At 69.7% G+C, this 11,812-nt stretch carries 9 protein-coding genes; 3 read left to right on the top strand and 6 right to left on the bottom strand.

Going from position 1 to position 11,812, the window contains the following annotated elements:
- Positions 1-111: 111 nt before the first annotated feature.
- Positions 112-975 carry a triacylglycerol lipase gene (locus JYK18_RS16670; RefSeq protein ID WP_206802916.1) on the top strand — a complete coding sequence of 288 codons (864 nt, stop codon included), beginning with the start codon at positions 112-114 and terminating at the stop codon, positions 973-975.
- 6 nt (positions 976-981) lie between these two features.
- Here JYK18_RS16670 and JYK18_RS16665 read toward each other — a convergent pair whose 3' ends face one another.
- Positions 982-3,516, bottom strand: coding sequence for an RNA helicase (locus JYK18_RS16665; protein ID WP_206802915.1), 2,535 nt, complete (start codon positions 3,514-3,516; stop codon positions 982-984).
- A 149-nt stretch (positions 3,517-3,665) separates the two neighbouring features.
- Here JYK18_RS16665 and JYK18_RS16660 point away from each other — a divergent pair, with 149 nt between their 5' ends.
- Complete coding sequence (locus JYK18_RS16660; protein WP_206802914.1) at positions 3,666-4,925, top strand: primosomal protein; 1,260 nt, start codon at positions 3,666-3,668, stop codon at positions 4,923-4,925.
- A gap of 29 nt (positions 4,926-4,954) precedes the next feature.
- On the opposite strand, the gene JYK18_RS16655 is transcribed toward JYK18_RS16660, so the two are convergent.
- Both JYK18_RS16655 and JYK18_RS16650 read right to left on the bottom strand, forming a co-directional pair.
- On the bottom strand, positions 4,955-6,136 hold the full coding sequence (locus JYK18_RS16655; RefSeq protein WP_206802913.1) for an MFS transporter: 1,182 nt from the start codon (positions 6,134-6,136) through the stop codon (positions 4,955-4,957).
- 119 nt (positions 6,137-6,255) lie between these two features.
- Positions 6,256-7,362: an adenosine deaminase gene (locus JYK18_RS16650; protein WP_206802912.1), complete on the bottom strand. Its 1,107-nt coding sequence runs from the start codon at positions 7,360-7,362 to the stop codon at positions 6,256-6,258.
- A 256-nt stretch (positions 7,363-7,618) separates the two neighbouring features.
- Here JYK18_RS16650 and JYK18_RS16645 point away from each other — a divergent pair, with 256 nt between their 5' ends.
- On the top strand, positions 7,619-8,716 hold the full coding sequence (locus JYK18_RS16645) for a PA containing protein (RefSeq protein WP_206802911.1): 1,098 nt from the start codon (positions 7,619-7,621) through the stop codon (positions 8,714-8,716).
- Positions 8,717-8,873: 157 nt separating this feature from the next.
- On the opposite strand, the gene JYK18_RS16640 is transcribed toward JYK18_RS16645, so the two are convergent.
- Genes JYK18_RS16640 through JYK18_RS16630 form a run of 3 tightly spaced genes read right to left on the bottom strand, consistent with a single transcriptional unit; the run spans position 8,874 to position 11,786 of the window.
- Entirely contained in the window at positions 8,874-10,151 is a 1,278-nt protein-coding gene (locus JYK18_RS16640; protein WP_206804277.1) for a thymidine phosphorylase, read from the bottom strand.
- Between the two features lie 5 nt (positions 10,152-10,156).
- Positions 10,157-10,555 (bottom strand): cytidine deaminase, encoded by a 399-nt coding sequence (locus JYK18_RS16635; protein WP_206802910.1) that lies wholly within the window; start codon positions 10,553-10,555, stop codon positions 10,157-10,159.
- Positions 10,548-11,786, bottom strand: a complete 1,239-nt coding sequence (locus JYK18_RS16630) for an ABC transporter permease (protein ID WP_206804276.1) — start codon at positions 11,784-11,786, stop codon at positions 10,548-10,550. Before JYK18_RS16630 ends, JYK18_RS16635 begins: the two co-directional genes overlap by 8 nt.
- Between the last annotated feature and the right edge of the window lie 26 nt (positions 11,787-11,812).

Genomic DNA, 11,812 nt, shown 5'->3' with positions numbered 1-11,812 from the left:
GCCGGAGGAGATGACACCACGGTAACCCAGCGGGGCCGAGGTGCGCAACCGGGAACCGCGGCGGGCCCCGCCGCGTCCCATCTCGAATACCCGAACCGAGGAGGACACTCGATGAAGTACGGCAGGACGGTCGCGGCACTGGTCACGGCCGGACTCGCAGTCAGCGGCCTGACCGCAGCACACGCCGCCGAAGCCCAGCCGGTCTACTTCGTGCACGGCTACAACGACACCGGCAAGTCGGACTGCGCGTCCCTGTGGGGCAACGCGATCGACTACTTCAAGGAGCGCGGCAAGAGCCGGAGCGACCTGAAGACCGTCGGCTACTACGCGGGCGACACCAACTGCGACGTCACCGTGGCGAACGCCAGCACCGGCACGCGGATCAAGCACGTCGCCGCCGACCTGGCGAACCGCATCTACAGGGACCACACCAGCAAGGGCGAATCCGTCGAGATCGTCGGGCATTCGATGGGCGGACTGGTCACGCGCGTCGCGCTGCTCGGCTCGGCCCAGGGCTGGGAAGGCTTCCCGAAGGGCAAGCTCAAGGTGAGCGACGTGGTCACGCTGGCCACCCCGCACCAGGGCATCACCGACCCCGGCAAGTACAACAGCACCCAGTGGGACTCGATGAAGCCGGGCTCCACCTTCATGGACGTGCTGCACGCGCCGGAGAACCGGCTCACCGAGAGCTGGGCCAAGGGCACCGACTGGAGCTTCGTCGGGTCCGATGAGGACGGTACGGTCAGCTACGACTCGGCCATCGACAAGGGTTACCACGCCGACCACAAGTACCGGTACCGCCCGGACGCCGACTACGACATCTCGCACACGAACATCCGGAAGCTGGCGCCCGGCAAGGAGAAGTTCAACCTGCGTTACTGGCACTCCAGTGAGGGCAAGGAGCACGACACCACCAACGGCTGGGCACCGCTGGAAACGGCCTACAACGCGTTGAGCCGCAACGGGGACTGGTAGAGCCCCTCAGAGGCGGTCGACCGCGGTGACGTGCAGCACCGCGGTCCCCGCCTCGTCGGACGCCGCCAGGTCAACCTCGGCGCTGATGCCCCAGTCGTGGTTGCCGTCCGGGTCGTCGAAGATCTGGCGCACCTTCCACAGTTCCGGTTCGCGCTCGATCATCAGCAACGCCGGGCCACGCGCGTCGGGGCCGGTGCCGAGGTCGTCGTGCTCCTCGAAGTACTCCTCCATCGCGTCTTCCCACTCGTCGGCGTTCCAGCCGGACGCGGCGTCCAGTTCACCCAGCTCGTAGTAGTTCCGCCGGGCCGCCAGCTCGACCCGCCGGAAGAGCTGGTTCCGCACCAGCACGCGGAATGCCCGCTCGTTGCGGGTGACCGGCGGCGGTCCTTCCGGCAGCGCGGGCGGTGCGTGCGGATCGTCGGAATCGGGGTGCCGCAGGGCTTCCCACTCGTCGAGCAGGCTGGAGTCGACCTGGCGCACCAGCTCGCCCAGCCATTCGATGAGGTCCTGCAGCGGCTCGGTCTTCGCCTCGTCGGGCACGGTGTGCCGCAGCGTGTCGTAGGCGTCGGCCAGGTACCGCAGCACCAGGCCCTCCGAGCGCGCCAGCTGGTAGAAACCGATGTACTCGACGAAGTTCATCGCGCGCTCGTACATGTCGCGCACCACGGACTTCGGCGAGAGCTGGTAGTCGTCCACCCACGGGTGACCCTGGCGGTAGCTGCGGTAGGCGACCTCCAGCAGTTCCGCCAGCGGCTTCGGGTAGGTGACCTCCTCCAGCAACTCCATCCGCTCGTCGTACTCGATGCCCTCGGCCTTCATCGCCTGCACGGCCTCGCCGCGCGCCTTGAACTGCTGCTGCGACAGCACCGGCCTCGGGTCGTCCACAATGGATTCCACAATGGACACCACGTCCAGTGCGTAGCTCGGCGACTCGGTGTCCAGCAGTTCGATCGCGGCCAGCGCCAGCGGGGACAGCGGCTGGTTCAGCGCGAAGTCGAACTGCAGGTCGACGGTGAGCCGGACGATCCGGCCCTGCTCGTCCGGTTCGGGCAGCCGCTCGACCACGCCGGCGGCGAGCAGCGCGCGGTAGATCGCGATGGCCCGCAGGATGTGCTTGCGCTGGGCCGGGCGGTCCTCGTGGTTGTCCTCGAGCAGGTGCCGCATCGAGTCGAAGGCGTTGCCCGGCCGGGAGATCACGTTCAACAGCATCGAGTGGCTGACCCGGAAGCTGGAGGTGAGCGGCTCCGGATCGGCGGACACCAGCCGCTCGAAGGTGCTCTCCGTCCAGTTCACGAACCCCTCTGGCGCCTTCTTGCGGGTGATCTTCCGCTTCTTCTTCGGATCGTCACCGGCCTTCTCCAGTGCTTTGGCGTTCTCGATGACGTGGTCCGGCGCCTCCACCACCACGTAGCCGTCGGTGTCGTAGCCCGCCCGGCCGGCGCGCCCGGCGATCTGGTGGAACTCGCGGGCCTTCAGGTGCCGCTGCCGCACGCCGTCGTACTTGGTCAGCGCGGAGAACACCACCGTGCGGATCGGCACGTTGATGCCGACGCCGAGGGTGTCGGTTCCGCAGATCACCTTGAGCAGCCCGGCCTGGGCCAGCTGCTCGACCAGTCGGCGGTACTTGGGCAGCATGCCGGCGTGGTGCACGCCGATGCCGTGGCGCACCAGGCGCGAGAGGGTCTTGCCGAACCCGGCGGAGAACCGGAACTCGCCGATCAGGTCGGCGATCGCCTCCTTCTCCGCCTTGCTGGACACGTTGATGCTCATCAGCGTCTGCGCGCGTTCGATCGCCGCCGCCTGGGAGAAGTGCACCACGTACACCGGTGCCTGGCCGCCGTGGAGCAGCTCGGACATGGTCTCGTGCATCGGCGTGAGCGCGTAGCGGTAGGTCAGCGGCACCGGCCGCTGCGCCGAGGTGACCACCGCGGTCTCGCGGCCGGTGCGCCGGGTCAGGTCCTTCTCGAAGAAGGAGACGTCGCCGAGGGTGGCCGACATCAGCACGAACTGCGCCTTCGGCAGCTCCAGCAGCGGGATCTGCCAGGCCCAGCCGCGATCGGGCTCGCTGTAGAAGTGGAACTCGTCGGCCACCACCTGGCCCACATCGGCCCCGGCACCGAACCGCAACGCGATGTTCGCCAGGATTTCCGCCGTGCAGCAGATGATCGGCGCGTCGGCGTTGACGCTGGAGTCGCCGGTCATCATGCCCACGTTGGCCGGCCCGAAGATCTCGATGAGCTGGAAGAACTTCTCCGAGACCAGCGCCTTGATCGGGGCGGTGTAGTAACTGCGCCTGCCGTGGGCCATGGCGGTGAAATGCGCGCCGACGGCCACCATGCTCTTGCCGGATCCGGTCGGCGTCGACAGAATCACGTTGGCGCCGGAGACGACCTCGATCAAGGCCTCTTCCTGCGCCGGATACAGCTGCAGGCCGCGGTCGGCGGCCCAGTCGGCGAAGGCTTCGAACAGGGCGTCGGGCTCGGGGACCGCCGGGAGGCGGTCGTCGAGTCGCTGGGTGCTCGGTGCGGGCTGTGTGCTCATCAGGGAAGTCATCGTGCCATCTCCGCCAGCCGGACGGGCGGGGGTGATCGCGCCGCGAGGGCCGAACCCGTAGGCTGCGCATACCGCGCACCGACAGGGGGAAGCCTGGGCCGGAGCGCATACGGTGGGTGATTGGCGGAGGACAGGTAATGGCACAGGACATCGTCCCGGTCGAGCTCGGGTTGCCCCAAGGTGACCTGGTGACCCTCTGGGCACCGCGCTGGCGGGAAGACGGCGAGGAGTGGGAAGCCTTCCTCGGCGACGAGGAGGACCTGTACGCCTTCCCCGACGCGGCCCACCTCGCCGCGTTCGTCCGGACGGCCGAACAGCACGACCTGATCGACCACCCGGCGTGGCACGTGGTGCCCGCGCTGAACGTGCCGGAGCTGATCCCGGACGACGACCACTCCTACGACCTGGTCGGCGTGCCCGAGCTGGTCGCCGAGGAGCCGGACTCCTGGACCATCGGCGAACTCGCCGAGATCGTCGGCATCGTGCGCTCGCTCGCGGACGTCTGCGAGCTCGAAGAGGTGCACGAGGTGCTCGACAGCTGCGAGGGCTTCTCGCTGCTGGAGCAGGGCAGGCTGCCGTTCACCGGGCGTGAGGGCGAGCGCCTGTGGACCGATCTGTCCGAGGCCGTCTCCGAGAAGTGGGACGTCGTGCTCGACGCGATCGACGGCCTGGTGACCGTGCCGGACGTGGACGCCACCCTGTTGGAGCAGACCGCCGAGGAGCTGGCCACCTTCCTGGAGGAGTCGGCCGAAGCCGAGGCCGCCGCGGCCGAGGGCACCGACGACGACCTCGAAGCCGTCGACGGCGAGGACGCCGAGACCGAAGAGGACGAGGCGCCCACCGGGTTCTGGGCCGAGGTCGGCATCGACCCGATCAAGATCGTCACCAAGTCCGACGAGTACTACTCGCTGCGCTGCTACCTCGACGACGAGCCGATCTTCCTCGGCTCCGACGGCCGGATCGACGTCTACGGCTCGCCGCGCGCGCTGTCCAGGGCGCTGGCCGAGCCGAAGGAACTGGCCGGCAGCGAGCTGGCCGAAGTGTCCACTTGGGACGAAGTGCTGGCCAAGGCCACCGGCGGGGACCTGGAGATCGAGGTCCACGAGGACAACACCTACGTGCTGGCCGGGCTGGACGAGGACATCGCCGAGGGCATCGACGCGATCGACCCGACCCAGCTGGAGCTGGCGGTGGAACTGCTCACCGACACCGCCGACTGGGCCGACGACGACAGCGTCGGCGAGGCGCTGCAGAAGTCGGAGAGCCTGGGCTGGCTGGTCAACTTCGTCATCGAACCGGACCCGACGCGGCTCGCGCCGAGCGCCCCGTTCGACGCGGAGGAAGGCGCCTGGCGCAAGCTGGTCGAGTCCTTCGAAGACCGCCTGCGCACGCACTGACCCAGCACTCGGGTCCGCGCCGGGCGAGGTCATCGCTCGGCGCGGACCGGGGTGAGCCAGATGGCCAGTAGCGGGAAGACCGCGGCCACGCAGAACGCCAGTGCGTACCGCGAATCGCCGATCACCAGGCCCAGCAGGGGCGGCGTGGCCGCCGCGGCGATGTTCTGGCCGGTGTTCTGGGCGCCCATCGCGCGACCCGCCCACGCGTGCCCGGCGAGTTCGGCCGACGCGGTGAAGCCGAGGCCGTTGTCGCTCACGCTGATCACCGCGGCCAGCACGAGCGCGATCACCACCAGCCAGGGCGCGGTCGCGTCCCCGGCCGCGACCAGCAGCATCACCGCCGCGCTCGCCATGGCCAGCTGACGCATCGGCCGCAGCCTGCTGCCCACGCGATCCGACCAGTACCCGGTGCCGATGCGCGCGAGCGCGCCCAGCGCCTGCACCGCGGCCAGGAACCACCCGGCGGCCAGCGGGCTCCAGTCCCGCACGGCCACCAGGTAGACCGGCGCGAACGCGGACACGGCGAACTGCGGCACCACCAGCAGCGCGCTCGCGCCGTGCAGCCGCCACAGCGCGGGCGTGCGGTACGGCGACGGCGGCTTGCCCGACGCCCCCGCGACCGGCTCCGGCCGGGGCGGGTCGGTGACCAGCGCGGCCACCAGCACCGCGACGAGGATCGCCAGCAAACCGGGGAACAACAACGCCGCGCGCCAGCCGTGCGCCTGCGCCAGCGGCGGCAGCGCCAGCGCCGCGATGCCGACGCCGATCGGCTGGGCGGTCTGCCGCAGGCCCATCGCCATGCCGCGCTCGCTCGCGCTGAACCAGCCCATCACCACCCGCCCGCTGGCCGCGTTCACCGACGCCGTGGCGGCCCCGGCGAGCAGGAAGACGCCGAACAACACGGGCAGTGAAGTCGGGTTCAACGCGGTGTAGCTCAACAGCAAACCGGAGGCGCCCAGGCCGAGCGCCATGATGAGTCGCTCTCCGTAACGGTCGGCGGCGGCGCCCCACACGATGAGGGTCAGCAATAGCCCGATGGAAGGTGCGGCCACCACCGCGCCCGCGGCGGCGAGGGAGAGGCCCTCGGCTTCCTGGAGCACCGGCACCAGGAACGGGATGCCGTAGAGGAACGCGCAGCTCGCGGCCTGGGCGAGCAGTCCGAGCGCCAGCACCAGCCAGCGACGGCGACTCGCGGTGACCGCCTGGACCATCACGTCCTCCCAAATAGTGGAACACAACTCCTACTATATGGACTTTACTTCGCAAGGCTAAATAAAACAAGCCCCGCCCGGAAAACCGCTTCCGGGCGGGGCTGGCAGTCGCGAATCGGTCAAGAACCGATCAAGCCCGCATAACCCGGCTTGATCACGTTGTTGATGATATCGAGCCGTTTGTCGAAATCGAGGAATGCGGACTTCATCGCGTTGATCGTGAACCACTGGAGATCGGCCCAGCCGAATCCGAAGGCCTCGGCCAGCGCGGCGAACTCGCTGGACATCGTGCAGCCGCTCATCAACCGGTTGTCGGTGTTCACCGTGACCCGGAAGCGGAGCTTCGTGAGCAGGCCGATGGGGTGTTCGGCGATCGACGGCGCGGCGCCGGTCTGCACGTTGGAGGACGGGCACAGCTCCAGCGGGATCCGCCGGTCGCGCACGTAGTTCGCCAACCGTCCCAACTGGACTTCCCCGTCGGCGGAGGTCTTGATGTCGTCCACGATCCGCACGCCGTGGCCGAGCCGCTCGGCGCCGCAGTGCTGAATCGCTTCCCAGATCGACGCCAGCCCGAAGGCCTCACCTGCGTGAATGGTGAAATGGGCGTTGCTGGTGCGCAGGTACTCGAATGCGTCGAGGTTGCGGGTGGGCGGGAATCCGGCCTCCGGGCCGGCGATGTCGAAACCGGCCACACCATTGTCGCGGTAGCGCACCGCGAGCTCGGCGATCTCGTGCGCCCTGGCGTGCTGGCGCATCGCGCAGAGCAGCGTGCTCATGTGGATCCGGCCGCCGTTGGCGGCCACCCGGCGCTCCCCTTCGGCGAACCCCGCCTGCACGGCCTCGACCACGGCGGGCAGTGACAGTCCGCGCTCGACGAACAGCTCCGGGGCGTAGCGGACCTCGGCGTAGACCACGCCGTCGGCCGCCAGGTCCTCCGCGCACTCCGCGGCCACCCTGACCAGCGCTTCCTCGGTCTGCATCACGCCGCAGGTGTGCGCGAAGGTCTCCAGGTAGGACTCCAGCGAGCCCGAATCCGCCGCGTCACGGAACCACCGGCCCAGCTCACCCACATCGGTCACCGGCAGGTCTCGATAACCGATCGAGTCAGCGAGATCAATCACCGTGCCGGGGCGCAATCCGCCATCGAGGTGGTCGTGCAGCAGCACCTTGGGCGCTCGGCGGATGTTTTCGGGGTCCAGAGTCTGGGATGGGATATCGGACGACATGCGACAACGGTACTTGCGCGCACCGGTGAGGGGCTGCGCCGAACGGGTCTTGCGTGGCGGGCTACTGTGGTGAACATCGGTCACCTACGTGGCCGTAACTCTGAGTCTCGACTTTACCCAGAGCTTTGTCGATCATGGACCCTAATCGTCCAACGAGTTGACCACGACATTTACATTTCACGGGCCGGATACTGTGAGCAATTGGACGATCGCTAAGCTCGGCCCCAGTCCCTTTTCCCCGACGGAGGACACCGCAGTGACCACAGACAACCACCTTGGGGCCCCGTCCTTCGACCGGATGCGCAACATGCTGGTGCGCGCCGCCGAGGTCAGGGAGAGCGAGCAGCAGCAGATCTTCGACGCTCTCGACGACATCTACGCCCGGTTGGCCCCGGTGGACTCGCTGGGCGCGGTCCGCAAGCGGCTCTCCGAACTCCCCGACCGGACCGAGGTCAGCGTGCTGGCCGAGCGGCTGGACGAGGCCATGTCCCGGCTGGAAGCGCAGGACAACGCGCTCGCCGAGATCGCCCGCGCGGTGGACGGCCTGGTGGACAAGCTGGCCAAGCCGTTCGCGCAGCTCGACGGCAGGCTCGACGGCGTCGGCGCCCGGTTCGAGGGTGTCGCGGGCCGGATGGACGGGCTGGAGGACAAGCTCCAGAACATCCACCGCCGCATCGACGAGCTGAACGGGCACCTGGACAAGCAGGACAGCAAGCTCGACTCGATCCCGCAGTCGGTGCACGGCCCGGTGCGCGAGCGCATCGACACCGCCGAGGCCACGCTGCGTGAGCGGATCGACGCCGGCGACAGCGACCTGCGCGCCCGCATCGACGACCTGGACAGCGCCACCAAGGAGCGCATCGGCCAGAACACCGAGGCGCTCAAGACCGCGCTGACCGAGACCGGCGAGATGATCGACGCCTCGGACCGGCTGGAGAAGCTGGGCAACCGGCTCGAGCAGGTCACCAACCGCCTCGACGACCTGGGCAGCAGGCTGGACAAGGTCGAGGACGGCTTCGCCGCGCAGCTCGGCGACCTGGACGGCTCGATCAAGAGCGGCCTGTCGAAGGTCGAGGGCACGCTGAACAACCGCCCGGACACCGACTCGGTGACCTCGCTGGTGCGCAAGAGCAACGAGGAGTCCGAGCGGCGCATCGGCGGTCAGCTGGACGAGGCGATGGCCACCTTCGCCGAGCTGATGCTCGGTGGCGGGCCCGCTTCGCCGCAGCCGGTGGTCGCGGTGACCCCGCCCGCCCCGCGGCAGCCGCGGCGCGCCCGCAACGGCCGCGCCCCGAAGGCCGCCGACGCCAAGGCCAAGACCTCCGGCGAGGGCGAGGACAGCAGCGACAGCTGAGCCACCAGCCCCGGCCCCCGGCCGGAGCGATCGGTGACAGAGGTGGGGCGGCGCTCTTCGGAGCACCGCCCCACCGTCACGTCCGGGGCCCTCGGCGATGCAGTGAATGTGGCTTTCACTGCGGATTCGGCAGTGAAAGCCACATTCACTGCACTCGTCAGCGCAAGGTGTCCAGGATGACGGGGGGTGGGGCGGGGGCGGTGTCCGTGAGGGTGTAGGAGCCGTCCAGGGCACGGAGGGCGCTCGGGACGGCTTCCGGGGTGTCGGTGTGCAGCTCCAGCAGCGGGTCGCCGGCGCGGACCCGGTCGCCCGGCTTCGCGTGGCACAGGATGCCCGCCGCGTACTGCACCGGGTCCTCCTTGCGCGCCCGGCCCGCGCCGAGCCGCCAGGCGGCCACGCCGACCGCGTAGGCGTCCAGTGTGGACAGCACGCCGTCCGCCGGGGCTTCCACGATGTGGACGTGCGCCGGCGTCGGCAGCGCCGCCTCCGGGTCGCCGTCCTGGGCGCGGATCATCCGGCACCAGGTCTCGTACGCCTCCCCCGAAGCCAGCACGGCGGCCGGGTCCACCGAACCCAGCCCGGCCAGCGCCAGCATCTCGCGCGCCAGCGCCACGGTCAGCTCGATCACGTCCGCCGGACCGCCACCGCGCAGCACCTCGACCGCTTCGGCCACCTCCACCGCGTTGCCGACCGCGCGGCCCAGCGGGGTGCCCATCTCGGTGATCAGCGCGGTGGTCGCCACGCCGTGCGCCTTGCCGATGGCCACCAGCGCCTCGGCCAGTTCAGTGGCCTGCGCGCGGGTCTTCATGAACGCGCCCGAGCCGGTCTTCACGTCGAGCACCAGGCCCGCCGAGCCCTCGGCGATCTTCTTGCTCATGATCGAGCTGGCGATCAGCGGGATGGACTCCACCGTGGCCGTCACGTCCCGCAGCGCGTAGAGCTTGCGGTCCGCCGGGGCCAGCGTCGGCGTCGCCGCGCAGACCACCGCGCCCACCTCGTCGAGCTGCCGGGTGATCTCCTCGGTGGACAGCGCCGCCCGCCAGCCGGGAATGGACTCCAGCTTGTCGAGCGTGCCACCGGTGTGGCCGAGCCCGCGGCCGGACAGCTGCGGTACCGCCGCCCCGCAGGCCGCCACCAAGGGCGCCAGCGGCAGGGTGATCTTGTCGCCCACCCCGCCGGTGGAGTGCTTGTCCACGGTCGGCCGGGACACCGCCAGCGACAGCCGCTCCCCCGACTCGATCATCGCGCCGGTCCAGCGCGCGATCTCCCCGGAATCCATGCCCCGCAAGAAGATCGCCATGGCCAGCGCGGACATCTGCTCCTCGGCGACCACGCCGCGGGTGTACGCGCCGACCACCCAGTCGATCTGCTCGTCGGTCAGCCGTCCACCGTCCCTTTTGGACCTGATGACGTCGACGGCGGCGAACGGTTCCACGGCGCTCATGCGGGCAGGTGCTCCGGGCCGAAGGCGTCGGGCAGCACCGCCGACATCGGCAGGATGCCGCTCGGGGTGTCCACCAGGCACTCCGGACCACCGTGTTCGTAGAGCAGCTGGCGGCACCGGCCGCACGGCATCAGCAGGTCGCCGTCACCGCTGCGGCAGGCGACCGCGACCAGGCGACCGCCGCCGGACAACCGCAGCTGCCCGGCCATCGTGCACTCCGCGCACAGGCCCAGCCCGTACGAGGCGTTCTCCACGTTGCAGCCGGTGATCTCGCGGCCATCGTCCACAATGGCCGCCACGCCGACCAGAAGTCCCGAGTACGGCGCATAAGCGAGCTGCGCGGCCCGAACCGCGCTGGCCCGCAACGCTTCCCAGTCAACAGAAAACTCAGTCACCCTCGCCTCGCCGATACTTGGCACCGATCTTCTTCGGTGGCCGCAGTCGTTGCGACGCCACCGCCAGCACGATGATCGTGACGAAGTGCGCCGAGTACGGGATCAGGTCGCTCGGCAGTTCGTCGTTGGACCAGTAGATGTAGTAGAGGACCAGCGCACCGGCCAGGCCCAGCGCGGCCGCCACCCACTTGCGGCGGACCAGCTGGATCACCACGATCACGCCGAGCAGGATCACCGCGCCGTACAGCAGCGCCAGCACCGCCTCGCCGCCACCGGAGAGCTGCAAGCCGTCGGCGTACCCGAACAGTGCCGCGCCACCGAGCAGGCCGCCCGGCCGCCAGTTGCCGAAGATCATCGCGGCCAGGCCGATGAAGCCGCGGCCGTTGGTCTGGTTCTCCAGGTAGTCCGCGCCGCCGGGCAGCAGCACCAGCGAGGCGCCACCCATGCCGGCCAGCCCACCGGACACCGCGAGCGCCACGTACTTGTGCACGTAGACGTTCACGCCGAGGGACTCCGCGGCCACCGGGTTCTCCCCGCACGAGCGCAGGCGCAGGCCGAACCGGGTCTTCCAGAGCACCCAGTAGCTCACCGGGATCAGCAGGATCGCCAGCATGGCCAGCGGCGAGACACCGGTGATCAGGCCGCGCACGATGCCCGCCACGTCGGAGATGCCGACCCGCTGGGCGTTCTCCAGGTCACCGAGCCAGTCGGAGAGGAAGGTGGCCGAGTAGGTGTCGAACTTCTCCACCGGCGGCGACTGCTTCGGGTTGCCCGACAGCGGCCGGAACACCAGGCTCGCCAGGTACTTCGCCACGCCGAGCCCGAGCAGGTTCAGCGCCACCCCGGAGACGATGTGGTTGACGTTGAAGGTGACCGTGGCGATCGCGTGCAGCAGCCCGCCGAGCGCGCCGAGCACGATCGCGGCCACCAGCCCGGCCCACGGGCCGCCGTAGTACGCGCCCCAGGCGGCCCCCCAGGTGCCGAGGATCATCATGCCCTCGAGGCCGATGTTGATCACGCCGGAGCGTTCGGCCCAGAGCCCGCCGAGCCCGGCCAGCAGGATCGGCAGCGCCAGGCGCAACGCCGTCTGCGAGGTGTTCGACGAGGTCAGGTCCGGCACGCCGGTCAGGTACGAGGTGGTGGACAGCACCACCAGCGCCGCGGCGGCCCAGAGCATCGCGCGGGCCCAGCCCGGCAGCCGCCGCTTCGGCTTGGCCTCGGTCACGGTCATCGGCGCGGGCGCCGGATTGGTATCGG

The sequence above is a fragment of the Amycolatopsis sp. 195334CR genome (assembly GCF_017309385.1).
GTDB lineage: Bacteria > Actinomycetota > Actinomycetes > Mycobacteriales > Pseudonocardiaceae > Amycolatopsis.
The sequence above is the reverse complement of the archived record's forward strand: the minus strand, read 5'-3'. Positions and strand labels throughout refer to the sequence as shown.